Origin of the sequence: Sulfitobacter sp. M05 (assembly GCF_029285175.1) — a bacterium.
Classification (GTDB): Bacteria; Pseudomonadota; Alphaproteobacteria; order Rhodobacterales; family Rhodobacteraceae; genus Sulfitobacter.
Genome location: NZ_JABEDH010000003.1, coordinates 304002 through 330455 on the forward strand (window position 1 = coordinate 304002; position 26454 = coordinate 330455).

23 protein-coding genes are annotated in these 26454 nt (G+C 59.6%); 13 read left to right on the forward strand and 10 right to left on the reverse strand.

The window, feature by feature from the left end; translation table 11 throughout:
- Positions 1–112 precede the first annotated feature (112 nt).
- The 4 genes from HKX44_RS15225 (at position 113) to HKX44_RS15240 (ending at position 2624) form a co-directional block, all read left to right on the forward strand.
- The gene (locus HKX44_RS15225; protein WP_276152216.1) at positions 113–700 is read left to right on the forward strand and encodes a uracil-DNA glycosylase family protein; all 588 of its coding nucleotides are present in this window, start codon (positions 113–115) and stop codon (positions 698–700) included.
- Entirely contained in the window at positions 693–1475 is a 783-nt protein-coding gene (locus tag HKX44_RS15230; protein WP_276152217.1) for an SseB family protein, read from the forward strand. Before HKX44_RS15225 ends, HKX44_RS15230 begins: the two co-directional genes overlap by 8 nt.
- A 130-nt stretch (positions 1476–1605) precedes the next feature.
- Entirely contained in the window at positions 1606–2130 is a 525-nt protein-coding gene (locus HKX44_RS15235; RefSeq protein ID WP_276152218.1) for a YHS domain-containing (seleno)protein, read from the forward strand.
- Positions 2130–2624 carry a rhodanese-like domain-containing protein gene (locus HKX44_RS15240; RefSeq protein ID WP_276152219.1) on the forward strand — a complete coding sequence of 165 codons (495 nt, stop codon included), beginning with the start codon at positions 2130–2132 and terminating at the stop codon, positions 2622–2624. The genes HKX44_RS15235 and HKX44_RS15240 overlap by 1 nt, the downstream gene beginning before the upstream one ends.
- 54 nt (positions 2625–2678) lie before the next feature.
- Here HKX44_RS15240 and mdoH read toward each other — a convergent pair whose 3' ends face one another.
- The 8 genes from mdoH to HKX44_RS15280 form a co-directional block, all read right to left on the reverse strand.
- A complete protein-coding gene (mdoH, locus tag HKX44_RS15245) occupies positions 2679–4553 on the reverse strand; it encodes a glucans biosynthesis glucosyltransferase MdoH (RefSeq protein ID WP_276152220.1) in 1875 nt (624 codons plus the stop codon).
- Entirely contained in the window at positions 4550–6079 is a 1530-nt protein-coding gene (locus HKX44_RS15250) for a glucan biosynthesis protein G (protein ID WP_276152221.1), read from the reverse strand. Before HKX44_RS15250 ends, mdoH begins: the two co-directional genes overlap by 4 nt.
- Positions 6076–7326 (reverse strand): OpgC domain-containing protein, encoded by a 1251-nt coding sequence (locus HKX44_RS15255; RefSeq protein WP_276152222.1) that lies wholly within the window; start codon positions 7324–7326, stop codon positions 6076–6078. The genes HKX44_RS15250 and HKX44_RS15255 overlap by 4 nt, the downstream gene beginning before the upstream one ends.
- Before the next feature lie 19 nt (positions 7327–7345).
- Positions 7346–8695, reverse strand: coding sequence for a tetratricopeptide repeat protein (locus tag HKX44_RS15260; protein WP_276152223.1), 1350 nt, complete (start codon positions 8693–8695; stop codon positions 7346–7348).
- A 184-nt stretch (positions 8696–8879) separates the two neighbouring features.
- Positions 8880–10085, reverse strand: a complete 1206-nt coding sequence (locus tag HKX44_RS15265) for a CoA transferase (protein ID WP_276152224.1) — start codon at positions 10083–10085, stop codon at positions 8880–8882.
- Positions 10072–11688, reverse strand: a complete 1617-nt coding sequence (locus HKX44_RS15270) for a thiamine pyrophosphate-binding protein (RefSeq protein ID WP_276152225.1) — start codon at positions 11686–11688, stop codon at positions 10072–10074. The genes HKX44_RS15265 and HKX44_RS15270 overlap by 14 nt, the downstream gene beginning before the upstream one ends.
- A 138-nt stretch (positions 11689–11826) precedes the next feature.
- The gene (locus HKX44_RS15275) at positions 11827–12405 is read right to left on the reverse strand and encodes a GcrA family cell cycle regulator (RefSeq protein ID WP_276152226.1); all 579 of its coding nucleotides are present in this window, start codon (positions 12403–12405) and stop codon (positions 11827–11829) included.
- A gap of 103 nt (positions 12406–12508) precedes the next feature.
- Positions 12509–13417 (reverse strand): DMT family transporter, encoded by a 909-nt coding sequence (locus tag HKX44_RS15280; RefSeq protein WP_276152227.1) that lies wholly within the window; start codon positions 13415–13417, stop codon positions 12509–12511.
- A gap of 275 nt (positions 13418–13692) precedes the next feature.
- On the opposite strand from HKX44_RS15280, the gene HKX44_RS15285 reads away from it, so the two are divergent.
- The 3 genes from HKX44_RS15285 (at position 13693) to HKX44_RS15295 (ending at position 16880) form a co-directional block, all read left to right on the forward strand.
- Positions 13693–14868 carry an aspartate aminotransferase family protein gene (locus tag HKX44_RS15285; RefSeq protein WP_276152228.1) on the forward strand — a complete coding sequence of 392 codons (1176 nt, stop codon included), beginning with the start codon at positions 13693–13695 and terminating at the stop codon, positions 14866–14868.
- A gap of 67 nt (positions 14869–14935) precedes the next feature.
- Positions 14936–15841, forward strand: coding sequence for an ornithine carbamoyltransferase (argF, locus tag HKX44_RS15290; RefSeq protein WP_276152229.1), 906 nt, complete (start codon positions 14936–14938; stop codon positions 15839–15841).
- Positions 15831–16880: a 2-dehydropantoate 2-reductase gene (locus tag HKX44_RS15295; protein ID WP_276152230.1), complete on the forward strand. Its 1050-nt coding sequence runs from the start codon at positions 15831–15833 to the stop codon at positions 16878–16880. Before argF ends, HKX44_RS15295 begins: the two co-directional genes overlap by 11 nt.
- On the opposite strand, the gene HKX44_RS15300 is transcribed toward HKX44_RS15295, so the two are convergent.
- The gene (locus HKX44_RS15300; RefSeq protein WP_276152231.1) at positions 16866–17324 is read right to left on the reverse strand and encodes an NUDIX hydrolase; all 459 of its coding nucleotides are present in this window, start codon (positions 17322–17324) and stop codon (positions 16866–16868) included. The two genes, HKX44_RS15295 and HKX44_RS15300, sit on opposite strands and share 15 nt — an antisense overlap.
- 153 nt (positions 17325–17477) lie before the next feature.
- Here HKX44_RS15300 and gndA point away from each other — a divergent pair, with 153 nt between their 5' ends.
- Positions 17478–18908 (forward strand): NADP-dependent phosphogluconate dehydrogenase, encoded by a 1431-nt coding sequence (gndA, locus tag HKX44_RS15305; RefSeq protein WP_276152232.1) that lies wholly within the window; start codon positions 17478–17480, stop codon positions 18906–18908.
- 48 nt (positions 18909–18956) lie between these two features.
- Here the strand turns inward: gndA and truA are convergent, their stop codons facing one another.
- Positions 18957–19730: a tRNA pseudouridine(38-40) synthase TruA gene (gene truA / locus HKX44_RS15310; RefSeq protein ID WP_276152233.1), complete on the reverse strand. Its 774-nt coding sequence runs from the start codon at positions 19728–19730 to the stop codon at positions 18957–18959.
- Between the two features lie 91 nt (positions 19731–19821).
- Between truA and HKX44_RS15315 the strand changes: the two genes are divergently transcribed.
- From HKX44_RS15315 to HKX44_RS15335, 5 genes are all read left to right on the forward strand, one after another.
- Entirely contained in the window at positions 19822–21237 is a 1416-nt protein-coding gene (locus HKX44_RS15315; RefSeq protein WP_276152234.1) for a YcjX family protein, read from the forward strand.
- Positions 21234–21677 (forward strand): GNAT family N-acetyltransferase, encoded by a 444-nt coding sequence (locus HKX44_RS15320; protein ID WP_276152235.1) that lies wholly within the window; start codon positions 21234–21236, stop codon positions 21675–21677. Before HKX44_RS15315 ends, HKX44_RS15320 begins: the two co-directional genes overlap by 4 nt.
- Positions 21677–22675: a TIGR01620 family protein gene (locus HKX44_RS15325; RefSeq protein WP_276152236.1), complete on the forward strand. Its 999-nt coding sequence runs from the start codon at positions 21677–21679 to the stop codon at positions 22673–22675. The genes HKX44_RS15320 and HKX44_RS15325 overlap by 1 nt, the downstream gene beginning before the upstream one ends.
- Positions 22676–22961: 286 nt before the next feature.
- The gene (gene ileS / locus HKX44_RS15330; protein ID WP_276152237.1) at positions 22962–25874 is read left to right on the forward strand and encodes an isoleucine--tRNA ligase; all 2913 of its coding nucleotides are present in this window, start codon (positions 22962–22964) and stop codon (positions 25872–25874) included.
- Positions 25875–25957: 83 nt separating this feature from the next.
- Positions 25958–26413 carry a methylated-DNA--[protein]-cysteine S-methyltransferase gene (locus HKX44_RS15335; RefSeq protein WP_276152238.1) on the forward strand — a complete coding sequence of 152 codons (456 nt, stop codon included), beginning with the start codon at positions 25958–25960 and terminating at the stop codon, positions 26411–26413.
- The last annotated feature ends 41 nt before the right edge of the window (positions 26414–26454 follow it).

Here is a 26454-nt window from a genome sequence, read left to right on the forward strand (position 1 = left end):
TTCTAGAAATATAGAAATGATGGGCTTGTGCAAGCTTTATTTCGATATTTGTCGAAATGAATTGCCCCCCTCTGGGGGTTGGCAGCCGGTCTGCATCGGGTATCTATCGGGTATGAAAGACATGCGTGATGATCTGAAAGCTTGCAAAATCTGTGCGGACAGGTTCGCGGCAACCGCGACGGCACATCAGCCCAACCCGATTGTCTGGTTCGCACCGCAAGCGCGAATTTTGATTGCCGGGCAAGCACCGGGCATCAAGGTGCATAACAGTGGGCGGCCTTTCGATGATGCCTCAGGCGATCGGCTGCGCGACTGGCTGGGAATGGATGGTGCCACCTTTTATGATACTGATAAGGTTGCGATCCTGCCGATGGGGTTCTGCTTTCCCGGTTACGATGCCAAGGGCAGCGACTTACCGCCACCGCCCGTCTGTGCGCGGACGTGGCGGCCTGACGCCTTGGCAATGCTGCCCGACCTCCGGCTGAAAGTCCTGATCGGCGGTTATGCAATGAAGTACCATATGGAGGGATTTACCAAGGTAGGTGATGCGGTGGCGGGGTGGCGCGATCACCCTGACGGCGTGTTTTGCTTGCCTCATCCCTCGTGGCGCAATACCGGATGGCTAAAGAAAAACCCGTGGTTTGCGGCAGATGTGCTGCCGCTTCTTCAGGGTGCTGTGAAAGAGGTGCTGAATGGCTGAGACAACCCCGTTGGATGTGGCCCATGCCGCGATGATGGCGGCAGAGCAGGACGATGCCGCGCGTTTGCGGTTTTACGAACGTATCGCAGACGTTGAGCTGTTTCTGCTGCTGGAAGCAGAACCTGTCGAGGATCAGATCAACCCGGTGTTGCTGGACGAGAGCTATGTCATTGTCTTTGACCGGGCCGAACGGCTGGCGGCCTATGTTGGCAACCCGGCCCCTTATGTGGCTCTGTCGGGCCGGGCTATTGCCGGCATGTTAGAGGGGCAGGATCTGGGGCTGGCGGTCAATATCGGTGTGGCCCTGTCGGAAATCCTGTTGCCGGCGGATTCGATGGCATGGCTGCGCGACACGCTGGCGCAACAGGCCGGTGAGGTTGAGGCGCGGATTGAAACATTGTTGCCGCCCAAAGGTCTGCCCGAAAACCTGATCACTGCCATAGATGGCAAGTTGGCCACGGCAACAGGTATGGCGGCGGGGGCGTTTCTGGTAGCGGTTGAGTATCAGGGCGGTGGGCGCGGGCATCTGTTGGCCTTTGTTGGGGCAATCCCACGGGCGCAGGACGCGCTGGTGCGGGCCGCCTCCGAAGCGCTGACGTTTTCCGGGATCGAAGCGGGGGCGATGGATGTTGGATTTTTTGCGCCAGATGATCCGACGGTGGCGAAACTGGCCAAAGTTGGCTTGCGTTTTGATCTGCCGCAGGGGGAGGGTTTGCAACATACACCGCGGATGCCACCGGGGGCAGACCCCTCAAAACCGCCGATTTTGAAATAATCGGGGTGGATTGATCGCGTTTTCCCCCGGGCACCTCACGTCGGCGAGAGGTCACGGCCTCGTGGGGTGCAAACTGCTGGGGGGCTGCCTAGCTTGGTGTCACAGAGACCATCGGACAGGAGAACCGACAATGAACCGTTTCACACTTACCATCGCCGCCGCCGCAACTGCCCTTGCCATAGCAGGACAGGCCTTTGCCGGCGAGCAATACGTCGATGGTACCGGCTATGCAGCCTCCGGGCATGACGTCGTCGCCTATTTCAGCCTGCCGCAGAATGCTGTTGGCCAGTCACAGCCCGCCGCCGTGCCGGGCAAAGCAGATATTACAGCCGAGTATAACGGAGCGACCTTTGCCTTCTCGACCGAAGCGAACCGAGAAACGTTTCTGGCGAATCCTGAAAAATACGCGCCGCAATATGACGGTCACTGCGCTTATGGCGTGTCCAAAGGCGGTAAGGTGCCGGGCAATCCCAACCTGTGGCGCATCGTGGACGACAAGCTGTTCTTGAACATCAATAAGAACGTGGTGGGTTTCTGGGAAGAAGATATTCCCGGCAACATCAATCTGGCCGAAACCAACTGGCCTTCCATCGAGGCGGCCCCCGGTTCGGACAGTGTGATCCCGCAGTATACATCCACCGCGCCGATCAAGTAATGACAACAGCCGGCAAGCCCTTGCCGGACGGCTCCACCCCGTCGCGTTTTTCGCGGCGGGGGTTTTTGCTTGCCGGGGTTGGCGCAATTGGCCTTGCAGGTGTGGCTGGTGCGCGCTGGTTTAACCTTGGTGCGAGCGTGCAAAGGGGCGATCTGACCGCGCCGGCTGCATTGGCGGCGGCGGCCACGGGCGAGGTTTTGTTGATCGACATCCGCCGGCCCGAAGAATGGGCGCGCAGCGGCATCGGTCAGGGGGCGGTGCCGATCGACATGCGCAGGAAAGATTTCATCAATGCTCTTCTCGGACATTCCGGCGGCCGCAAAGATATTCCCGTGGCGCTGATCTGCGCGCGCGGTGTCCGCTCTGCACGGATGGCGGCACGGTTGGAGGCGGCGGGTTTCACGCGGGTTCTGGATGTGCCCGAAGGGATGTCGGGATCAGGGGCGGGGCCGGGGTGGTTAAAGCGCGGCTTGCCCGTGGTGCAGCCGCATTAGAACGTCCCCCCTTAAACATGAATCGCTTGTTCGCGGCCTCTGCCTCCATGCAGGTCATTCTGCGGGTGGGGTGACGCCCAATTGTGTTTTCATCTCTGCGCGGGCTGATTTGGCGCGGGTCACAATTGCCGGTTCCCGCAAGGTATAGGGGCTGTTCATCGCAAGGCTGCGCGGGGCGCATTTCGCGATGTTCAGCGCAGAGAGCGCCGACAGGGGCACCGCCAGCACCAAGCTTGCCGCGATGGGCACCAGCCAAAGCGACACCAAACCTGCACACAGCCCGACGGTCAGCACCCCCCCCAAGAGAGTTTCAACCCAATGGAACTTTGCCAATGTGGCAAGCGGATAGTGTTGCGCATCGCGCATCTGGGGGGCCCAAGGTTCGGACCCGCTGAAAATGGCCCGCAACACGGCCTTGGTCTGTTGGATCATCATCACCGGGGCATAGGCAACTGACAGCAAGACCTCGGTGACAAAGGCAGTCAGGAACGGGCCATGCCCACCAAACACACGGGTGGCCGCAGGGCTGGCAACGATCATTGCGGCGGCGGTGAATTTTGGGGTCAGCAACATAGCATACATGATGATCAGAAAGATCGCTGAATCGATATGGCTCATGGCGGGGGGCCAGTCGGGGAAAAACGGGTTGGCCTCGTTGAAATAGCGCACGACATTGGTGTCCGCGTCCTTGCCCAGCAGGGCCCAGATCACCAAAAGCAAAAACCACGCGGGCGATAACAGATAGCTGACCGCGCCGTGAAACAGATGAAACCGCGAGACCGGGTGCAAGCCGCGTGTCGTCAACAAACGCAAATGTTGCAGATTGCCGCGACACCACCGTCTGTCACGCAGGGTATAGTCAATCAATGTGCAGGGGGTTTCCTCAAAGCTGCCGGTGACCCGGGGCAAGAAGCGCACGCGCCAGCCTGCGCGGCGCAACAGCCCGGCCTCGACAAAATCATGGCTCAGGATCAGATCGTCGCGCCCCCGCGCGGTGAGATGGGGCAAGCCAGCACTTTGGGCAAAGGCACGGGTCCGGATGATGGCGTTATGGCCCCAGTAGTTCCCCTCGGAGCGTGACCAGAGCGACAGCCCTTCGGCCAGCAGCCAACCATAAGCGATATTGGAGAACTGTTGCAGGCGGGCAAAAAGGGTTTCCGCCCCGATCAGCATCGGAAAGCTCTGGATCAGGCCGGTGTCGGGGGAGACTGACAATTCAGAGGCAAGGCGGTCAATGGCGCGCCCTGTCATCAGGCTGTCTGCGTCCAGCACCAACATGCCTTCGTACGCGGCACCCCAGCCGGTGATCCAATCCAGCAAATTGCCTACCTTCTTGTCTGTATTGTCCCGGCGGCGCCGGTAATACACAGGAAAGGGGGCGGTGGTGCGCAGGCGGGCAAAGGCCTGTTCCTCTTGCGCGGCTATGGTGTCGTCACGGGTGTCTGACAGGATAAACAGGGCGTAGCGGTGCAATGTGTCGCGCCTGGCAAGATCCTCCAGCATGGCGGCGGCATTGCCAAAAACATCCCAGGGCACCTCGTTGTAGACCGGCACCAAAAGCGCCACGTCAATGGGGGTGACATCAGCCGGTGCGCGGGTGTCTGATGCAGCCCGAGCAAGAATGCCGGCGATGGCGACGCCCACGGTGCTGACCGACAGGGTAACCCAAACGAAGGTCGCGCCGATCATTGTCAGCAAGGCCCATTCCAGACCTGTCATTCCCATGCCTGCCAACCAGCTGTACATGCCAAAAATCAGGCAGGCCGTCGCGATCAGGGCCGGAACGAAGACGGCAATTCGCCAAGGTGTGGCGCGCGGCTGTGTGGTGCTTCCGACGCGGCAGACAGGCGCCTTGGAAAAATCCTGTGGCTGCATCGGCAGGGGGGCCAGTGGGGGCATGGCGGTGGAACAGGAGGCATGATCTCTCATGTTGTCGTCCACCGGTACAGCCACACTTCGCTCAGCGGTTCGCCAGCCAGCCGCAGCTGGGCGCGAAACTCGACCAAGTTCGCCCCCTGCGGATCAAAGGTAAAGGCGAGCCGTGGGCCACCGGTCTCAGGATTTTTCTGCAAGATACCTGGCGTTATCGTGCCGGTGTTGCTGCGCAAGATGACCTCGATTTCGTTCAGATTCTGGGGCACGCGGCTGGAGGTGGCAAAGTCGATGGCAACAATCTGTCCGCCTTCGGGACGTCCGCCGATGGCTGTGTTCAACACTTTCACCGGGATGTCTGCGGTGGCGGGCACCGGATCAGCCCCCCAGTGCAAAGTATAACTCATGGCGTGTTCACTGCCCGCCTTGATCGGCTGTGCAGGACGCCAGTAGCTGACGATATTGTCATAGATTTCAAGGTCGGCTGGGATTTCAACCAGTGTCACTGCGCCTTTACCCCAGTCCTCGCCGGGGGTGATCCAGACGGCGGGGCGGTTATGGTACAATGCTTCCAGATCGTTGAAGTCGCTGAATTTGCGTTTGCGCTGGCACAGGCCAAACCCGCGCGGATTATTGTCGCTGAAGGCGCTGATTTGCAAATTGATCGGATTGGCAAGCGGGCGCCACAAGACCTCGCCGCCACCGTTATGGATCAGCAGGCCGTCGCTGTCATGGACCGCGGGGCGGAAGTCGGAGAAACGCTGGCGCATGGTGTCGTCGAACAAAAACATCGAGGTCAGCGGCGCAATCCCGATATGGGTCAGATCCGTGCGTGCAAAAACGGTTGCTGTGACCTTCATTTGCAAGACAGTGCCATGGGTGATCTCGAACCGGTAAGCACCTGTGCAGGACGGGCTGTCGAGCAGCGCATGAAGGATGATCATGTCACTGCCGGCGGCGGGGGGCTGCAACCAGAATGCGGTGAAGTCGGGGAACTCCTCGCCCATTGGATCGCCGGTCTTCAGAGCCAGCCCGCGCGCCGACAGACCATAGATATTGCCGGTGCCGATGCCGCGGAAATAGCTGGCCCCCTGAAACACTGCGTATTCCTGAAAAATGCCGGGTTTCTCCAGCTCGGCGCGCAAGCGCAACCCGGAATAACCCAGCGTGCTGTCGATTTCGACGTCAGGAAAAGTGTCCGCCGTGTCAAAGACATTCATATCGAAGCGGATCGGGCGACTGGTACCATTCTCGACGAGGTTCAGTGCCACCGCTTGCGGAAAATAAAGACCAGGGGGGAATACATCTATGCGGTGCGGGACATCGGTATTTTCCCACAGCGCATTTCGCCCATCGAACCAGATTTTGCGGTAGTCGTCATAAGACAGGCTGCGCCAGCTTTCGGGGATTTGCGGGCGGGGTGTATAGGGTTTTGCCGCCATGGCACGGGCCAGCCCCGTCACGGTTTGCGCGTCAAACTGGGTGGCCTTTTCGGCAAGGCGCAGACCCGGTTCGCCGGCCCATCCGCTGGCGGGAACAAGGGCAAGCGCGGCAAGGGATTTCAGGACATCGCGGCGGATCATGATGCAACCTTCACGCGCCATGGCTGGGATTTGAACCAGCCCGCACCATAGGCCGCAGCGATCAGCACAGCAAAACCGAACAGATTGACCAACAGCGTCATGGCGATGCTGCGGCCGGTGACATCCAGCATAAAGCCCATCAGGCGGGCGGTGAACATACTGGTTATAAAGACCGCAAGGCTTTGCTGTCCGACCTTCAGAATGATCTTGAGCGTGACCGCCCAAATCCGGGCAAAGGCCCCGCGCCCCGAGGCCAGAAGGTTATTGCCCTTGTCGCCTGCGAGAACCCAGAAAATATAGGCGAGGGACAGGAAATGCACAAAGCGCAGGATGCCGAAATCGCTTTTGTTGAACAGTGGAGCAAATGCCGCGCGCCATTCGCGGGCCCATTGCAGACCCAATTCACGCACGCCAACATTGGACAGCGGGATGTTGCCCAATACAACGAGCAGAGCTAGGCCCAACAGGACCGCGATAACGGGTGGCTTGGGCAACCAGCCGCGCATGAAGGCGAAACCGGTAAAGAAGATCAGCTGCCAGCCAAAGGGATTGAAGAACCACGTGCGATCACTCCAGGGTTCGGCAGGAAATTCAAGGTGATACGCACCAAGGCTCAAGCCTTGCATCAGGGCGGTCTGTGCCATCAGCCAGACACCGATCACAAAGGCTGCGACCAGCCGCAAGTCGATACGCGACAGTGCCATCACCACCGGCATCATCAGCAAAACGATCATATACATCGGCAGGATGTCGAAATAATTCGGCACATAGCGCAGGGTCATAAAACTGAGCAGAATATCGGGGTTATCCCATTTCTCGCTTTCGACAAAGATCATCCAGAGGTTCAGCTGGCCCCAATAATTGCGCCCCGTTATATCCAGATCGGTCAGGTAAACGGTTAGGGCCAATGTGGCGAAAAACAAACCCACGTGCGCCCAATAGACCTGCCAGACACGGAACAAAACGCGGGCAGTGCCCAGCAGCCAGCCGGCACGATCAAAGCCGCCACCAAACGCGATGGCCGAAGCCATCCCTGAGCAGAAGACAAAGATTTCGGTCGCATCGGAAAAACCCCAGCGGGCAGGAATCCACGATGTCAGGAAGTTGCCGGGCGTATGTGCGATCAGGATAATGAACATCGCAATACCCCGGAAAAAGTCGAGACGCAGGTCGCGCACACGTGGGGCGGCCTGCCCTGCGGGCAGGGCGGTGGGCGAAGCGATTGATGTGGCGTCGGCAAGTGTCATCTGGCGGCGGTTTCCGAAGCTATTGCGCGGGAATACGTCGCGCGCGTGACAGTTGATCGAAACGAGTGGCTGCGAACCGGTCTTCCTGGCCCGCGCGCAGGGTCAGACGTTCTTGCAAGATCTGTTCTGCCGCGTCGAAATGGCCTGCACGCAGGCCTGCGTCAATGGTCATTCGCTCGAACACATCGCGTTGTGCATGACTTCCGCCGATGGTCTGCATTTTTCGGCGGGCATTTGCCAATTGGCTAAAGGCATCGCTGTAACGCCCCTCGGCAAAGGCATTTAAACCGGCGAGTGCGGCCAGCCCGGGATCGGCCACCCGTTGCGCCATGTCGCCGTTGTGACGAGCATCGCGGGCAAAACGGGCCGTCATGGCGGCAGCAGCCTCGCCTTTTTCGGCACCGGCGAGGGCAAGTTGGTAATGCAGATCGGCAAAGACCAGACATCCGTCATCTATGCGGTTTTCGGCAAATGCGCCCAGTTCATCCCAGCGGTCGCCGATGTCGATGTTTTCAAGTTCCAGCCGCAGCAGCAAGGACGTCGCATTCGAAATGTCGCGATAGTCGTCGGTCTTGTCGGCGCGGATCTGATGGTCGTAGAGATCAAGCGCGACGTCGAATTCTCCCCGGTCCAGATGCAGCAAGGCCTTGTGCCACCACACGTGGTAGCGAAAATTGTTTGATCCGTCCCAAGCGGCTTTATGGGTTTCGATCAAGGTGATGCCGGCATCTGCTTCGGCGCGCATGTCATGGACATGGGCCACGGCATGCAGCCCCCAAGCGTCATCTGGCGCATAGGTCAAACCGGCCCGACCGGCCAGCTCCGCAGCATCATACGCGCCTGTCTCTTCCAAGGTGAAGGCGTGGCACCCCATCAGATAGCCGCGCAAAGGGTGATCCGGTCCATGCGCCGGCAGGACCCGTTCAACAGAGGCGCGCATACCAACGGCGTCACCCAGAATAAAGCGGATTGCGTGGCTGGCCTTGGCTGTCAGCGTGTCTTGCGGGGTGTCGTCCAGAACCCGTTCAAGGGCCGCAATAGCACCCGTGGGGCTATCGGCAAGCCATTGATCCAGCGCGCTTATCCAGCTGTCCTCGCGGCTGTTCACGGGCAGGGCCGCGCGCGCGGCATGGGCGGCGGTGCGGGCATCCTCGGCAACCTGCCACATTTCTGCCCGCCCCATCATCAGCGAAAACAATCCCCGTGCGGCATGGGCCATGGCAAACTGAGGTTCCGCCGTGATCACAGCACCAAGATGTTCCGGCGTTGCCGGTTTATGGGCCAGAAAGGCGCGGATCATGGCATTCCAGCTTTCTATGGCCGGTCGGGTCTGCAAGCTGACGGGGGCGTTGCAAATATCGTGGTACATGGGTGCTGGCCTTTCGCGAACAGTCATTGTCGCGATTAGGCTACGCTGGATTATTGCGCCACATAATGGGGATGGTGCTGCCTACACGCCAACGTGAAGCCGGTGCGCGATTTCGTGAGCAATTATGTCAGGCAGCGCTCATTTCGCGGGGGATTTGGCGACAATCCCCTGCAATTTTCTGGGGTTAACCCTGATTCGTTGCTCCCTCAGGCCCCCATGTTTCAAGAACCTCGGCGGTGTCCTGTCCGAAACGTGGCGGCGCGTGGCGATAAGTTACTGGCGTGGCCGAGAATTTCAACGGATTGCCCAGCAGGCTGACGTGTCCCTTGTCGATGTCGCTGCGCGGGATATCGACCACACCGCTGCGTGCCTGTGCTTGTGGCGAATTCAGCGCATCGCCAATCGTGTTAATCGGACCGCAAGGCACCCCAACACCGCGCAGCCGCGCCAGCAGATCTTGGGTGGACAGGGCCTGCATCGCGGGGCGGATCACCGCCATAAGTGCGGCCCGGTTCTCGATCCTGGCAAGGTTGGTGGTGAACCGAGGGTCAGCGGCGGTTTCCGGCAGTTCCAGCGCATCGCAATAGCGGGCAAACTGGGCGTCATTGCCAACCGCCAGCAAGATATGTCCGTTGCTACATGCAAAGGTGTCATAGGGAACAATATTGGGGTGTGCATTGCCGCGCCGCTCGGGCAATTGGCCTGAGGTCAGAAAATTGGTGCCTTCATTGATGAGCCATGCGATGGAGGAATCCACCAGAGACAGGTCGATATGCTGGCCCTCTCCGGTCTGGTCGCGGTGACGCAGGGCGGCCAAGACGCCAATGGTTGCGTACATGCCGCACATCACATCCGAGATGCCGACGCCGACTTTCATCGGCGGGCCATCCGGATCGCCGGTGATTGACATGATGCCGCCAAACCCCTGCGCCATCAGGTCGTACCCCGGCTGGCTGCGGTTCGGGCCGGTCTGGCCATAGCCGGAAATGGAGCAATAGATCAGGGCAGGGTGCGCCTTGAGCAGGGTTTCATGATCCAGCCCGTATTTACTCAGGCCGTCAGGTTTGAAGTTCTCGACCACGATGTCGGCGCGGGCGGCAAGGTGGCGCAGAATACGTTGACCTTCACCGGTGGCGATATCAACGGCGACAGAGCGTTTGTTGCGGTTTGCGGCCATGTAGTAGGCGGACAAATCGGATGGAGAACCGTCAGCATTACGCGCGAAGTTCGGGCCCCAGCCCCGGGTGTCGTCACCGCCGGTCTTGGGGTTTTCGATCTTGATCACGGTGGCACCAAGGTCACCCAGCATTTGCGTGCAGGTCGGCCCCGCCAGAATCCGGCTGAGGTCGAGGACAAAAAGCCCGTCGAGGGCCCCTTTAGATGCGGCCATCATAGGCTCCCTGATCGATAATTGCGGCGATGACGGTGAATGTTTCCGCCTGCATCGCGTTCTGTAATGCGGTTTCCAGCGCCGCACGGCTGCGCACGGTCACACCCACCCCGCCAAAGGCCACGCCCATGGCGGCAAAATTGTGCTGGGCGAAATCCACACCAAGGTTCCGGAGCTGGCGTTCGCGTTGTTTCTTTTCGATCAACGCCAGTGAGGCATCGACAAACACCACGAAGATCGGGCTGACATCCAGCTCTGCTGCGGTTGCCAATTCGCCTGCGACCATCAGAAATCCGGCGTCACCTGAAAACGACACCACCGGGCGGTCTGGCGCAGCAAGTTTTGCACCGATGGCCATCGGAACGGCGCACCCCATGGTGCAAAGCGCAGAAGATTGCATCAGGTCACGCGGGGCATAACATTCCCACATCTGCGACAGCAGGATGCGGTGCGCGCCACTGTCAGCAGATGCAATTGTATTGCGGGGCAAGGTATTGCGGCAGGTGTCGATAATGGCGGCAGGGCCCCAGTCTTCACCCCTAGGAAAGCTGGCGCTAAGAGCTTGTTTCAGAGTGGGGATTTCCCCATCTGGCCAAGTGTCCTGACCGTCCAGCCCGTCACTGAGTGCATGAAGCGTAGCGGCGCAATCGGTGATGAAATTCAGAGTCGCCTGATGCATATAGTGGTGGTTGGGGACTGCGGAGATATCAATAACATTCTGCTGGGTGGGGGCCCAAACATCGCGCCAGCCCGGGCGCATTTCAATCGGGTCATACCCAACACATAGGATCAGATCGGCAGAGCGCACAAACGGCAGAAGATGGGTGTCGGCCAGTGGGGAAAGGCCGGCACCGCCCAAAGACAAGGCGTGATCCTCGGGCAGGATACCCTTGGCCTTATAGGTGGTGATCACAGGAATATTGTGATCTTCGGCAAATTCGACCACAGCCTTGCCAGCGTTCTGGTTCATCGCATCAACGCCGACAATCATCACCGGACGCTGGGCTTTCTCCAGCCAGTCCCGCGCAGTGGCCAGGTCGCTGCCGTCAGGGACAGCGGGCGATGCTTTGGCACGTGAAACAGGCACCTGCGCATTGACGGGCGCGTCGGCCACAGAGATCGGCACATCGATATGCACCGGCCCCATCCGCCCCTCGGTGGCGATGGCCACGGCCTTGTCTGCGATGGTATGGGCGGCCCCGGCGTTCAGGCGGAATGTGGCCTTGGTGACAGGGGCAAAGACCGCCTGATGATCGATCAGCTGATGGGTATAACGTTGAGCCTCGTCGGCATCCATGCAGCCAGAAATCACAATCAGCGGCACCTGATCCTGCAAGGCATTGGCGACGGTGTTCACCCCGTTCAGCGTGCCCGGCCCAATGGTACCAATCAGGATAGCAGGCGCGTGATCACGGTGATGCACCGCCTCGGCCATAAATCCGGCAGCATTCTCATGTTTGGCGAGAATAAACCGGATGCCAGCGGCCTCCAGCGCATCAATGACGGTCAGGACTTCACCGCCGGGCATCCCGAATGCGGTGCGACATCCCGCAGCATAAAGCCGGCGGGCAAGGGCATCTGCGGCGCGGATGGTATCGGGCATGTTCAGGCCTCCTTAACTGGATGCCTTTGGTGAACCATGCCCTGAAGGGATGTGCAATTCAAACTCTCGTAGGAATTGTTGCAATGCGGGGCTGTGTCGTGAACGGCCCCGTCTTTTCAGCCCAGTGAGGGGGATAGGTTACCGGCGACGATCGCGCCGTGATGACATCGGCTGAAAGGCCACGCCGACATGGGCTTCGCAATAGGGTTTGCCCTGTTTCACCGGCAGTCCGCAGAACCAGAAATCTTCGGTTGCGGGGTCGCCCACGGGCCATTTGCATGTCCGCTCTGTCAAATCCATCAGACCAATCTTTTTCGCATTTTTTTCGACTTCATTGACCTTGGCCAGGGCCTCGGGCGAGATTTCGTTGGCCGATGGCTGTGGCGGCAGGGGCTGGCCCGCCGGAATGATTTGTTTGCGCGCTGGCAATGTTGATTTCGGCGGTGCCGCAGCAACGGTTTGCATGATTACCGGCTCTTTCGCCTCGACCTTGGCCTTTGGCTTTGCCTCTGGCTTGGGGGCGGGCTTGGCCTTGGGTTTTGCATCGGGTTTGGCTGCTGTGCCAGTTGTCGCGCGGTTAGACAGGCCCAAGCGGTGGACTTTGCCGATCACGGCATTGCGGGTCACACCGCCAAGTTCTTTGGCGATCTGGCTCGCCGACTGGCCTTCGCCCCACATTTTTTTCAGCGTTTCAACGCGTTCATCGGTCCAGGACATTGCAAGTCTCTCTTATCAAAAAGCGGCCCCGCCAAGAGGACCGCCTAAGCAAATTCAAGTCCCTATACTAAACCTTCGGCGGGCACGTGCAAGGGACGATGCGCTATTGCTGTGCTGCGCCCTCGTTTGCCGCCTGTTTTAACTGCGCCTCGCGCAGCAACAAAATGACCGCGCCGGCAATGATGATACCGGCACCCAGATAGGTGATGCTGTCAGGTATCACATTGTAAAATAACACATCGTAAAGGGCGGCAAATATCAATGTACCATAGCTGAAAGGCGCGACAAAGCTGGCGTCGGCGCGGGCCATGGCGTTTACGAAAAAGCTCTGTGCGATGGCCATACAGAGCCCGATTGCAACCAACAGCCCCCATTGTGCGCCAGTGGGCGGTTGCCAGAAAGTAATCACGGCGACGCTGGCAATGCACAGGCCCAGCCCGTTGTTGAACAGCAGAATCTGAAAGGGATTTTCCCGTCCCGCCAGCTTTTTGATGAAAATCAGCTCCAGCCCCATAATCGCAGCAGCCCCCAAAGCCAGCAAGGCCGCGGGATCGAAACTTGCCGGTGTTGGGCGCAACAGGATCAAGGCACCGATAAAGGCCAGCGCAGCTGCCGACCAACGGATACGACCAACGGTTTCCCCCAACAGTGGGATGGCAAGGATCATGCCGAAAACCGGATTGAGAAAGGTAATCGCAGTGGCATCGGCCAGCGGAATATAGGCGACCGAGCCGAACATCAGCGTCACCCCGGCCCAACCGCAACTGGTGCGCGCCAGATGTAAACCCCAATGCGGGCGGGCAAGGCGTGGGCGCACAACGCTTGCCGCGATGCCAAGTCCCATAAAGGCGAACAGGAACCGCCCGTGGCTGATCTGCAAGGCGTGCAACGGTGGCCCGAAGGCGTCGCTTCCCAATGCTTTGGCGATCAGCATGGTTGCAGCGATAAATGCTGTTGCCGTGGCAATCAGAGCCGCGGCGGTGGCATTGCTTTGGGGCTTGGTGCTGTACATGCACTCCCTATGCGCGCTCTGGGATCACACGGCAAGAGTGCAAAAAGGGGCTAGGCAAACCGGTAACCCCGCAGTATCAACGCGTCATGATCACACAGAAACACATTTTGCTTCGACGACGCCAAGGCTAACCCGCTTTGCCGTGGCCTGCATGTCGCAGGTCTGATCCAGGTGCCTTGCACCCCCCCAAACCCACTTGACCCGATACGCCGCGCATGGCCTTTTGCCCCTTTCAGGGCAAAGCGTTAAAGCGGCCTCTTATAAGGATGATCCAGATGATCTCTTCCGTTCTGCCGACCTATTCCCGTGCCCCGCTGAGCTTTGTCTCCGGCGCAGGCACATGGCTTGTGGAAGCGGACGGGCGACGCTTTTTGGATCTGGGGGCCGGCATTGCGGTGAATGCGCTGGGCCATGCCCACCCGGCGCTGGTTGAGGCGCTGAACACCCAGGCGGGGCAACTCTGGCATACTTCGAACCTCTATCAGATTCCGCAGCAACAGGCGCTTGCCGACCGGCTGGTCGAACATACATTCGCCGACACGGTATTCTTCACCAATTCCGGCACTGAGGCCTGCGAACTGGCAGTTAAAATGGCGCGCAAGCATTTCTACGACAAGGGCCAACCCGAGCGGGTCGAGATCATCACCTTTGACGGCTCTTTTCATGGCCGCTCGGCTGCTGGTATCGCCGCAGCCGGATCGGAAAAAATGACCAAAGGGTTCGGTCCTCTGCTGGGCGGTTTCACACATCTGGCATTTGGCGATCACGAGGGGCTTGCGGCGGCGGTCACGGAGACGACATGTGCGATTATGGTCGAGCCGGTTCAGGGCGAAGGCGGCATTCGCCCGCTGTCGGACGCCTGTCTTAAAGGAATGCGCGACCTCTGTGACGAACATGGCATCCTGCTGATCCTCGACGAGGTGCAATGCGGCGTTGGCCGGACCGGCAAACTGTTTGCCCATGAATGGGCCGGTGTTACGCCGGACATTATGATGGTTGCCAAAGGCATTGGCGGCGGTTTTCCCCTTGGGGCAGTTCTGGCCACAGAAAGCGCCGCTTCCGGCATGACTGCGGGCACCCATGGATCCACCTATGGCGGTAACCCCTTGGGCTGTGCTGTGGGCTGCGCCGTGATGGATATCATCAGCGATCCGGCCTTTCTGGCCGAGGTGAACCGCAAGGCCAGCCTGATGCGCCAAAAGCTTGAAGGGCTGGTTGCCAGCTATCCAGATGTCTTCGAAAGCCTGCGCGGCGCGGGCCTTATGCTGGGCCTGAAATGCAAAGTTACGCCAGGGGACGTGGTGTCCGCAGGCTATGGCCAAGAGGTCATCACCGTGCCCGCCGCGGATAATGTGGTGCGCCTGCTGCCGCCGCTGACCATCACCGATGAAGAAATCACCGAGGCGGTTGCCCGGTTGGACGCGGCGGCGGCTACGCTCTCCGCTTCCTGACTCTTTTTGGCTTTAAATACTGTCCGCACTCAAAACCGGGCGCCGGACCTCAATTGAAAAGTACCTTATGACCCATTTCCTCGATATCGACTCCACCCCTCAGGACGACCTGCGCGGCATCATCGACAGCGCCATCAGCATCAAAAACACCCGTGCGGGCCGCCCGAAAGGAGCGCCGGACGATGATCAGCCGCTTAAGGACCATATGGTTGCGCTGATCTTTGAAAAACCATCAACCCGGACCCGTGTCAGCTTTGATGTCGGGGTGCGCCAGATGGGCGGGCAGACGCTTGTGCTGTCAGGCGCGGACATGCAGCTGGGCCATGGGGAAACCATCGCCGACACGGCCCGTGTCCTGTCGCGGTATGTCGATCTGATCATGATCCGCACCTTTGAGGAACAGACCCTGCTGGATATGGCCGAATACGCCACCGTGCCGGTGATCAACGGGCTGACCAACCGCAGTCACCCTTGCCAGATCATGGCCGATATCATGACGTTCGAAGAGCATAACGGCCCAATCAAGGGCAAAAAGGTGGTCTGGTCCGGTGACGGTAACAACGTGTTCGCCAGCTTCGCCCATGCGGCCAAGCAATTCGATTTTGAACTGGTCTTTACCGGCCCGTCCCCGTTGGACCCTGAGCCTGCGTTGCAGGGGCTTTATACCATTGAACGCAACCCGGATCATGCGGTGCGGGGTGCCGATCTGGTGGTTACTGATACCTGGGTGTCGATGCATGACCCACAGTCAGCCCGGGAACGGCGTCACAATCAACTGCGCGGGTATCAGGTGAACGAGGCGCTGATGGCGCAGGCCAAGCCGGACGCGTTGTTCATGCATTGCCTGCCGGCCCACCGTGAGGACGAGGCAACATCAGCAGTGATGGATGGTCCCAATTCGGTGATCTTTGACGAGGCCGAAAACCGTCTACACGCCCAAAAGGCGGTCATGCGGTACTGCCTTGGAAAATAGCGATCCGCATATCGTTGTTGCCGGCGCGGGTTCCATCGGATGTTTTGTGGGGGGGCTGTTGGCGGCGGCGGGGTGCAATGTTACCTTGCTGGCGCGGCCCCGCATTGCAGCTGAAATCCGCGCCCACGGCCTTACACTGACTGATCTGGACGGGATGGCCGTTCGGGTCGGTGCTGATGAGATCGGTGTGCGCACAGAGCCGTCTGCACTGGCGACGGCGGATGTGGTGCTGGTAACGGTAAAGTCACGCGACACCGAAGCCATAGGCGCGTTGATTGATACCCATGCAGGGCGCGCAGCGCAGGTGGTCAGCTTGCAAAACGGGGTCACCAATGCGCCGGAACTCTGCCGATTGCTTGCGGCGCTGGATGTGCGGGCCGGCATGGTGCCGTTCAATGTCGTGCCGATGGGACAGGGGTGTTATCACCGCGCGGTTGCTGGCGACATCGTGATCGAAGCCGGGGCAGGTGATCTGGCGTCGGTGCTGTCGGTACCCGGCTTGGTCTGTACAGAAAGCCGCGAGATTGAGAATGTTCAATGGGGCAAGTTCCTGATGAACCTTAACAATGCGCTGAATGCGTTAAGCGGGATGCCGATACAGGCACAGCTGAAGAATCGTGACTGGCGCAGGTTGATGGCGGATCAGTGGAGCGAAGCCCTGCGGGTGATCCAGCGCCACGGCATCCGGCCCATGTCGTCCACGCCGGTACCTGTTTCTATGATCCCCTGGGTGCTGCGCCTGCCGACGGGGGTCTTTACCCGGGTGGCTGCGGCGATGTTGCGGATTGATCCACAAGCCCGCACGTCAATGTCCTATGATTTGATGGAGGGGCGCGCCACAGAGATTGACGCGCTTCAGGGGGTGGTTGTCAGGATGGGCCAGACCCTCGGCATCGCCACACCAATCAACGCTATGGTGTGGGATGTGATGTGTGCAGCAGAATTGGCCGGCGAGGGCCTGCCTGACCTGACGCCGCAGGCCCTGCGTCGCGAGCTGGCCACAATTGTCGCGCCGGCACAACCGTCAGATCGCGCGTAAGATCTTTTTCAAATCTGGCTCGTCGACCAATTCTGCGGCGTCTTTTGGATTGAACCATTCCCGTGTCCGCTGATGCACTTCGGGATAGGATTTTTGCAAATCCCGCACCCGTGTCAGATAAACCTGAGCCTCAACGGGCACGCTGTCGCCCGACGACAACCCTTTCGCATATTCGAAAACGCCCATTGGTTCTTCTTCGATGTCGGCCTTGCTGACACCGGCCTCTTCCCAGGCTTCGATCAATGCGGCTTCGTGATCGTCTTTACCCTTCATCGGCCAACCTTTGGGCACGATCCAGCGCCCTGTGTCACGGCTGGTGATCAACAGAACCTGTCTGCCCCTCTTGGTTTCCTTATAGCACAAGGCAGCAACCTGCAGGCGCTTGTCGCGCCGCAGTTTTTTGGATGCTGGTTTTTTGCGCCTGCGGTTTGTAACGTTGCTCATCGGATCTATGCGGATAACTTCGTTATTTTTATCAGACAGATATATAGCTGTTCTCGATTCGTTTTTCAAGTTTGCGGCAAAAGCTGTTCCTATCCCCTTGTGCTGGCCGGCCTCTGGCCGCAGTTTGTACCTACCCACAGGAGCAGCTGACATATGACAAAAACAACCGGCAGTGCAGACATTGGTGTCTACGGGTTGGGCACCATGGGATCGGCTTTGGCACTCAACCTTGCGGACAAGGGGTTCCATGTGGCCGTTTCAAACCGCGAGGCGGGCTGGATCACGGAATTTCTGACAGAGGCCGGACCGCTGTCCAACCAGATGACAGGCACCGCCGATCTGGCCGAATTTGTCGGCAGCCTCGCGCGGCCCCGCAGCATTCTGTTTATGATCCCATCCGGTGCCCCGATGGACGCGATGATCACAGCGATCACGCCCTTTCTCGAGGACGGGGATACGTTGATCGACGGCGGGAATGCCGATTTCAACGACACCCGTCGACGCGCAAAGGCCTTTGAAGGCACGGGGCTGCATTTTGTTGGCATGGGGGTGTCCGGCGGCGAAGAGGGCGCGCGTCACGGGCCGTCGATGATGGTGGGCGGCACGGATCATTCATGGCAGGCCCTGCGTCCAATGGTCGAGGCGATTGCAGCCAGATTTCAGGGCGAGCCCTGCGTGGCCCACCTTGGCCCTGACGGTGCGGGTCATTTTGTGAAGACCGTGCATAACGGTATTGAATACGCTGATATGCAAATGATTGCAGAGGTTTACGGTTTGTTGCGTGATGCTGGTGGGATGGATGCCGGCACCATCGGTGCGCTGTTTGAAAACTGGCGGACCGGTCCATTGGATTCGTATCTGATGGATGTGTCGGCAGCGGCTTTGCAGGCGGTCGATGCGCAGACAGGGCTGCCCATGGTCGACGTTATTCTGGATCAGGCAGGTCAAAAAGGCACAGGCCGCTGGACCTTGATTGAGGCGCTCAAGATGGGGCAATCGGCCAGTACGATCGAGGCCGCTGTGGGCGCGCGGGGGTGGTCCTCGGAAAAGGCGCTGCGGGTGATGGCAGAGCCGTTGCTGCCGGCGGGGGCAGACCTGGGCGCGGTGGATATGCCGGGCGCAGATAATCTGGAACGGGCCCTGTTGGCGGGGCGTATTCTGGGGCATGCACAGGGGTTTCGCATTTTGTCCGCCGCTTCTGACGAATTTGACTGGTCGCTGGATCTTGCCAGAATTTCCGAAATTTGGCGTGCGGGGTGCATTATCCGCTCAAGCTTGCTGGACGATCTTGCAGAGGCCTTTCGCGGTGATCTTCCGATGGGGCAGCTTGTCCTTGCGCCCAAGATCATTGCCTTGCTGAGTGATAGTATTCCCAGCCTGCGGCGGGTTGTGGCGGCGGGGGCGATGTTTGGGGTGGCTTTGCCCGCCCTGTCGGCGGCACTGGCGTGGTATGACAGCATCCGGCGGGGGCGTGGTGCGGCGAATATGATTCAGGCCCAGCGGGATTTCTTTGGTGCCCATGGTTTCGCGCGCGTCGATGCAGAGGGCAAGCATCACGGTGACTGGCCAGCGCTCGGATCCTGATGACCGTGTGGCATATGCTGAACCGCGACTAATGCCTCGTCAGCCGGGTTACCCTTCGGCGAAAGGATCTTTTTCGTAGGTCACATGGGCAAGGTACAGCCCGTGGGGCGGGCTGACCGGCCCGCAGGCGGCGCGATCACGGGCTGCAAGCGCGTCTTTCACATCCTGCGGCGTCCATGTGCCAGCGCCAACACGTTCCAGCGTGCCGATAAAGCTGCGCACCTGATTGTGCAGGAAGGAGCGCGCGCGGACATCAAAATGGTACTCCGTGCCGGCCGGTGTTTCGACCCGTTCAATGTCCAGCCGGTCCAGTGTCTTTAGCGGGCTTTTGGCCTGACAGATGGTGGAACGAAAAGTCGTGAAATCATGTTGCCCCAGCAGAAAGCCCGCTGCGTCGCGCATGGCTTGTAAATCCAGTGGCCCTTTTACCTGCCAAACCAGACCGGCCTGATGAATGGCGGGGGGGCGGCGGCTTAGGATGCGGAAATGATAACGCCGTTCCAACGCGGAGAACCGGGCATGGAAATCATCGGTTACTTTCACACAATCGACAATGGCTACCGGATGCGGCTTGCAATGGTAATTCAGGGCTTCCCACAGGCGGAAGGGGTCCCATTCCCGCTCTAGATCGCAATGGGCAACCTGACCCAAGGCATGAACCCCTTTGTCAGTACGTCCCGCCGCGGTAATCGTATGCTCGCCTTTCTGCAGCTTGGCCAAAGCCGCCTCGATCACGCCCTGCACTGAGGCATGGTCGTTCTGGCGCTGCCATCCGACAAATGGCGCGCCGTTGTATTCAATTTTTAGGGCATAGCGGTGCATAGGCGGCGCTCTACCCTGCGGCATGGCTTCTGGCAATCCCTCTGGTGGGTCCCTATGTTATCGGCTGAGACAACAAAGGGTGGAAACGGGTTTGGTCATCACACGCATTGCCGATGGCATCTGGCGTCAGATTGAGGCGGTGCAGGACACTGTATCCGAGACCCTGTTCGAACCGGTGATCCGGTTGGGCGTCACAGGGTTGGCGCGGTCTGGCAAGACAGTGTTTATCACGTCACTGGTGGCGAACCTTTTGGATCGCGGGCGTATGCCCGGCCTGTTGGCGGCGGGCGAAGGGCGGATCGAAGCCGCGTTTTTGCAGCCACAGCCCAACGATACCTTGCCACGGTTTGAGTACGAGAAACATCTTGCAGCCCTGACCGGCCAGACCCCGCATTGGCCTGAAAGTACGCGCGCGATTTCCGAGTTGCGTCTGTCACTGAAGGTGCGGCCCAACGGATTGCTTTCGGGATTGCAGGGGTCGCGCACGGTACATCTGGATATTGTGGATTACCCCGGCGAATGGCTTCTGGATTTGGGGTTGATGGAGCGCAGTTTCGAAACCTGGTCACAGGAGACCCTTGCTCGTATCAAGGACCGTGCCTGTGCTGATGGCTTTATGGCGATGGCGGCAGGGGTTGACCCGGCGCAGGAACACGACGAGGGCCTTGCACAAGACCTTGCCCAACGGTTTGCCGCTTATTTGAATACGGCGCGCGAGGCCGGTTTTTCCGACTGTACGCCGGGGCGGTTCCTTTTGCCGGGTGATTTGGCGGGGTCTCCTGTGCTGACCTTTGCGCCGATTCCGACAGATGGCGCATCAAAGCGCGGCAGCTTGCACCGGGAAATGGCACGTCGGTTTCAGGCTTATAAGTCCCGCGTGGTACAGCCATTTTTTCGCGACCACTTTGCGCGGATCGACCGGCAGGTGGTTCTGGTGGATGTGCTGGGCGCTATTCATCAGGGGCCGCAGGCAGTGGATGATCTGCGCCACGCGATGGGCGAAACCCTGAGTGCGTTCCGTCCCGGCAAGAACCGGTTTCTGTCCCATCTGCTGGGCGGCAAGCGGGTCGAAAAAATTCTGTTCGCGGCGACCAAGGCAGATCACCTGCACCATACCCAACACGCCAAGTTAAGTGCGATTATGGAGGCGCTGACCCGAGAGGCCCGCGACCGTGCCCAATATGCGGGGGCAGGAACGGCGGCCATGGCGATTGCATCATTGCGCGCCACCACCGAGGCGGTGATGACGCATGACGGTACCCCGTTGAATGTGGTGCGTGGCAGTTTGCTTGAGACGGGTAAGGAAGCCGCGTTCTATCCCGGTGAACTGCCCGCCGATCCTGCACACCTGCTGAATCCGGCGCGGGCGGGGGCCGAGAAATGGCTGGATCAGGATTATCAGGTGATGCGCTTTGCACCGGCACCGCTGACCCTGAAACCCGGGGACGGGCCGCCGCATATCAGGCTGGACCGCGCGGCGGAATTTTTGATCGGGGACCGGCTGTGATTGGGGTGCGTGCTGCGCGCCCCACGGATGCGGGCAAGGTGGGCGCGATCCAGTCGGAATTCGTGGCCACGACAGAGTGGATGCCTCAGTTACATACCGGAGCCGAGGATATTGCCCATGCGGGGGCAATGATTGCGCGGGGCTGGGTTTCTGTGGCCGAGGTGGACGGGCAGGTCGCAGGGTTTGTCGCCTGTGAGGGGGGCGATCTGGATGCGCTTTATGTGGCCCGTGCGCAGCGCCGGCATGGGGTCGGGACCGCGCTTTTGCGGCATGTGCAACAAGGACATGCTGCTTTGGCGCTCTGGACGTTTCAGGCAAATCTGCCTGCGCAGGAGTTCTATTTGAAACACGGATTTATTGAGCAAATGCGCACCGACGGGGCGGGCAATGACGAAGGTTTGCCTGACATCCGGTTTCATTGGCGCAGAGGGGATATGTGATGGCAAAAGGTCCGGTTCTGTTTGATCTGGAAGAGGATACCGCGCCGCGCCCGCAGGTCGCGGCGGCCCCGCCTGTGCCCGATCTGGTTGCTGCTGCGCCGCAAGGGCAGGCGATGCAAATGGCGGCAAGCCTGGCGGCACGCAAACCCTCCCGTCTGGTGCGGCTGTTCTGGTGGTTGGCGACGGCCTTGATTGGGGCGGTGGTGTCGATTGCCGCATGGACTTTTGTGGCCGATTTGATGGCACGTTATCCGTTGCTGGGTCTGGTGATGGCGGCGCTTTTGGTGGCGTTTGTTTTGGTGTTGGCGCTGTTGGGGCTGCGTGAAATGGCGGCTTTCGGGCGGTTGTCCCGGTTGGACGGGCTGCGCCATGATGCGGGCGAGGCGCTGGTGCAAGAAGATCTGGCTGCCGCCCGCAAGGTGACCGACCGGCTTGTAGCGCTTTATAAGGGCCGCGAGGATACCCGTTGGGGGCGCGAGCGGCTGGCCGAGTTGCGCGCTGATCAGTTGGACGCGCAGGGGCTTCTTGCACTTGCCGAAGTCGAAGTGTTGGCCCCTTTAGACAAAGCCGCCAGCCGTGAAGTAGAGGCCGCGGCGCGTCAGGTGGCAACGGTGACGGCGCTGGTTCCTTTGGCGCTGGCGGATGTGGCGGCAGCGCTGACGTCGAACTTGCGGATGATCCGCCGGGTGGCTGAAGTCTATGGGGGTCGGTCTGGCTTTTTTGGGTCTTGGCGGCTGACCCGCGCGGTGCTGAGCCATATGGTAGCGACCGGCGCAGTTGCCGTGGGGGATGATCTGTTGGAACCCGTATTGGGGGGCACGGTTTTGGCCAAACTGTCGCGCCGTTTTGGCGAGGGGCTGGTGAATGGGGCATTGACGGCGCGCGTTGGCGTGGCCGCGATGGAAGTGTGCCGCCCGTTGCCTTTTGGAGAGGGCAAACGACCCAAGGTGCGCAGCATTATCAAAAACGCGCTGGGCGGTTTGTTTGGCAAAGGCTGATCCAAAGGTGCAGGCAAGCCTGCATTTCATTTTTTCGGGGGCTCTGCCCCATCGGCCAAGGGCCGATTCCCCGCAGTATTTCCGGCCAAAAAGAGGAGGGCTTGTCGGGCTGTTGGTGGCTGCGTATAAGCGGCGCATGGCTTGGCATTTGTTGACCCACATTCGAATTATATCCCCGGCGCTCTGAGTTGAAGAGACGCCGGGTAAAGGTGCTTGAGTTGATCGCACCGCCCTGATCTCAGGTATTCACCTGACCCATTCCACTATTATCCGAAGGACGCCTGACATGTGCGCCGATACGCCAGAGACTGTTGACTATAAATCCACACTGAACCTGCCCAAGACCGATTTCCCGATGCGGGCGGGCTTGCCCAAACGCGAGCCCGACTGGCTGGCGCGGTGGGAGAAAATTGGCGTTTATGACCGTTTGCGCGAGAAGGAAGGGCGCACGCCTTTCACGCTGCATGACGGCCCGCCCTATGCGAACGGGCATTTGCACATCGGCCATGCGCTGAACAAGACCATCAAGGATATGATCGTGCGCAGCCATCAGATGATGGGGCGTGATGCGCGCTATATCCCGGGTTGGGATTGCCATGGCTTGCCGATTGAATGGAAGATCGAAGAGCAATACCGCAAGAAGGGCCGCGACAAGGATCAGGTGCCAATCAACGAGTTCCGCGCCGAATGCCGCAACTTTGCTGCCGGCTGGGTCGATGTGCAGCGCGAGGAATTCAAGCGGTTGGGTGTTCAGGGCAATTGGGCCGATCCCTACCTCACGATGGATTTCCATGCGGAGCGGGTGATTGCCGAGGAGTTCATGAAGTTCCTGATGAACGGAACACTCTATCAGGGTTCAAAACCTGTGATGTGGTCGCCGGTGGAGCAGACGGCATTGGCCGAGGCCGAGGTGGAGTATCACGACAAAGACAGCTTTACGATCTGGGTGAAGTTCGATGTTGTGGGCGGCGCTGATCTGGAAGGGGCGCAGGTGGTGATCTGGACGACCACGCCTTGGACCATGCCGTCAAACAAGGCTGTCGTATATGGTGCTGGCATTTCCTATGGGCTGTATGAAGTGACTTCGACGCCGGAAGAGTGCTGGGCATCCGTTGGGGATAAATTCCTGCTGGCGGACAACCTGGCTGCGGATGTTCTGGGCCGTGCCCGTCTTGAGGACGGCATGTGGACGCGGGTCCGTGATGTGACGGCGGATGAGTTGGCTGGTCTGTCTTTAAAGCACCCGTTGCATGGTGCCGAAGGCGGCAACGGCGAATGGGACGATCTGCGCGACTTCCGTGCTGCTGAGTTTGTTACCGACACCGAAGGCACAGGATTCGTGCATTGCGCGCCAAGCCATGGTTTGGAGGAATATGATCTTTACCGCGATCTGGGCATGTTGGAGCAAGTGATCACCTATAACGTCAACCCTGACGGGCGCTTTCGCGATGATCTGCCGTTCTTTGGGGGCAAGGCGATCCTCAAACCCAACGGCAAAGAGGGCAATGCAAATGCGGCCGTGATCGACAAGCTGGTCGAGGTCGGTGGCCTGCTGGCGCGGGGCAAGATCAAACACAGCTATCCGCATTCGTGGCGTTCCAAAGCGCCAGTGATCTATCGCAACACACCACAATGGTTTGCCGCGATTGATAAGACGGTGGGCGACGGGCAGGACATGCACGGCACCACAATCCGCGCGCGGGCGCTGACCGAGATCGACAATGTGAACTGGACACCGCAATCAGGACGCAACCGCCTGCACGCGATGATGGAGGCGCGGCCCGATTGGGTATTATCACGTCAGCGCGCATGGGGTGTGCCGTTGACCTGTTTCACCCGCAAAGGGGTGTTGCCGACGGATGAAGGATTCCTGCTGCGCAATGCCGAAGTGAATGCCCGTATTGTCGAGGCCTTCGAGGTCGAAGGCGCGGATGCGTGGTATGAGGACGGCGCGAAAGAGCGGTTCCTTGGCGGGATCGTTGATCCAGCGGAATATGATCAGGTTATGGATATTCTGGATGTCTGGTTTGATTCCGGTTCGACCCATGCGTTCACCCTGCGCGACCGCGAGGACGGCACCGAGGACGGCATCGCGGATGTCTATATGGAAGGCACTGACCAGCATCGCGGCTGGTTCCATTCGTCGCTGTTGCAATCGGTTGGCACCACCGGCCGTGCGCCTTACCGCAATGTGGTGACACACGGGTTTACGCTGGATGCGAAGGGCATGAAGATGTCCAAGTCTATCGGCAATACCATCGTGCCCGAAAAGATCATCCAGCAATATGGCGCGGATATCCTGCGTCTTTGGGTGGCACAGACGGATTACACGCAGGACCAGCGGATCGGTGACGAAATCCTGAAAGGGGTGGCGGACAGTTATCGCCGCTTGCGCAACACCATGCGGTACATGCTGGGGTCGCTCAGCGACTTTACAGAGGCGGATCGGGTTGATCCGGCTGACATGCCGGAACTGGAGCGGTTGGTGCTGCACCGCTTGGCCGAGCTGGATAAGGTTGTGCGCGAGGGCTATGCCAAGTTCGACTTTCAGGGCGTATTTCAGGCGGTGTTTACCTTTGCCACCGTTGATCTGTCGGCCTTCTATTTCGATATTCGCAAGGATGCGCTGTATTGTGACGGCGATACAGAACGCCGTCGCGCGGCGCGTACTGTGTTGGACATCCTGTTTCACCGTCTGACAACCTGGCTGGCCCCTGTGCTGGTGTTTACCATGGAAGAAGTCTGGCTGGAGCGGTTCCCGGGCGCGGACAGCTCGGTCCATTTGACGGATATTCCTGAAACGCCCAGTACGTGGTTGAACCCGGAGCTGGCGGCGAAATGGGCCAAGGTCCGTGCCGCGCGTCGGGTGGTGACCGCGGCGCTGGAAGTGCAGCGGGTCAATAAGGTGATCGGTGCGTCATTGGAGGCAGCCCCCACCGTCTATGTCGCGGATGCGGATCAGCGGGCGGCGCTGGAAAGCGTGTCGTTCGAGGATGTCAGCATCACATCGGACGTTACGATCAGTGGTGATGCGGCCCCGGCGGACGCCTTTGTGATGCCCGAGGTCGAAGGCGTGGCCGTTGTCTTTGCCAAGGCCGAGGGGGGCAAATGTGCGCGCTGCTGGAAAGTGCTGCCAGATGTGGGTACACATGCTCATGCGGGTGTCTGCGGGCGCTGTAACACGGCGGTGGATGCGTAAACCTGTGGCGGGGTAAAACCCGGCCCTACGGAAAACGCAAATTTCGGATTGAGACCCTGCGCCATGCGGTGCAGGGTCTTTTTATGTTAAAACGCTCTGTCTCTACGCCTTTTGGTGATCTGATGGTCACAGAACAGCACGGTGCCATCACGGCGCTGGACTGGAAACGGGCTGATGTGCAGGCTGCATCGGATCTGCTGGACGAGGCGGTGCAGCAACTTACAGCCTATGCTGCGGGCCAGCTGGAGCGGTTTGATTTGCCGCTGCATGTTGCAGGGTCGGAATTTCAACAGGATGTCTGTCGCGTGATGTCGGAAATCCCATTTGGCTATACCCGCACCTACGGAGAGATCGCCAAAGAGCTTGGCGTGCCAGCGCAAGCGGTGGGGCAAGCCTGTGGTGGCAATCCGATTCCGGTGATTATTCCCTGTCACCGCGTGGTGGGTGCCAAAGGGCTGACCGGGTTTTCAGGGCGTGGCGGTGTGGAGACCAAGGTTGCCCTGTTGCGGCATGAGGGAGCAGCGGGGCTGCTGATCTAAAGCGTTCGGTTTTTTGACCTGCGGTTCCCGTTTCATCAATG

Coding starts and splice junctions, on each gene's coding strand:
- HKX44_RS15240 (WP_276152219.1), top strand. CDS start 2,130: ATGACAACAGCCGGCAAGCCCTTGCCGGACGGCTCCACCCCGTCGCGT.
- HKX44_RS15280 (WP_276152227.1), bottom strand. CDS start 13,417: ATGTACAGCACCAAGCCCCAAAGCAATGCCACCGCCGCGGCTCTGATT.
- argF (WP_276152229.1), top strand. CDS start 14,936: ATGACCCATTTCCTCGATATCGACTCCACCCCTCAGGACGACCTGCGC.
- gndA (WP_276152232.1), top strand. CDS start 17,478: ATGACAAAAACAACCGGCAGTGCAGACATTGGTGTCTACGGGTTGGGC.
- HKX44_RS15285 (WP_276152228.1), top strand. CDS start 13,693: ATGATCTCTTCCGTTCTGCCGACCTATTCCCGTGCCCCGCTGAGCTTT.
- HKX44_RS15250 (WP_276152221.1), bottom strand. CDS start 6,079: ATGATCCGCCGCGATGTCCTGAAATCCCTTGCCGCGCTTGCCCTTGTT.
- HKX44_RS15325 (WP_276152236.1), top strand. CDS start 21,677: ATGGCAAAAGGTCCGGTTCTGTTTGATCTGGAAGAGGATACCGCGCCG.
- HKX44_RS15335 (WP_276152238.1), top strand. CDS start 25,958: ATGTTAAAACGCTCTGTCTCTACGCCTTTTGGTGATCTGATGGTCACA.
- HKX44_RS15260 (WP_276152223.1), bottom strand. CDS start 8,695: ATGTACCACGATATTTGCAACGCCCCCGTCAGCTTGCAGACCCGACCG.
- ileS (WP_276152237.1), top strand. CDS start 22,962: ATGTGCGCCGATACGCCAGAGACTGTTGACTATAAATCCACACTGAAC.
- truA (WP_276152233.1), bottom strand. CDS start 19,730: ATGCACCGCTATGCCCTAAAAATTGAATACAACGGCGCGCCATTTGTC.
- HKX44_RS15300 (WP_276152231.1), bottom strand. CDS start 17,324: ATGAGCAACGTTACAAACCGCAGGCGCAAAAAACCAGCATCCAAAAAA.
- mdoH (WP_276152220.1), bottom strand. CDS start 4,553: ATGAGAGATCATGCCTCCTGTTCCACCGCCATGCCCCCACTGGCCCCC.
- HKX44_RS15255 (WP_276152222.1), bottom strand. CDS start 7,326: ATGACACTTGCCGACGCCACATCAATCGCTTCGCCCACCGCCCTGCCC.
- HKX44_RS15230 (WP_276152217.1), top strand. CDS start 693: ATGGCTGAGACAACCCCGTTGGATGTGGCCCATGCCGCGATGATGGCG.
- HKX44_RS15235 (WP_276152218.1), top strand. CDS start 1,606: ATGAACCGTTTCACACTTACCATCGCCGCCGCCGCAACTGCCCTTGCC.
- HKX44_RS15270 (WP_276152225.1), bottom strand. CDS start 11,688: ATGCCCGATACCATCCGCGCCGCAGATGCCCTTGCCCGCCGGCTTTAT.
- HKX44_RS15225 (WP_276152216.1), top strand. CDS start 113: ATGAAAGACATGCGTGATGATCTGAAAGCTTGCAAAATCTGTGCGGAC.
- HKX44_RS15265 (WP_276152224.1), bottom strand. CDS start 10,085: ATGGCCGCATCTAAAGGGGCCCTCGACGGGCTTTTTGTCCTCGACCTC.
- HKX44_RS15275 (WP_276152226.1), bottom strand. CDS start 12,405: ATGTCCTGGACCGATGAACGCGTTGAAACGCTGAAAAAAATGTGGGGC.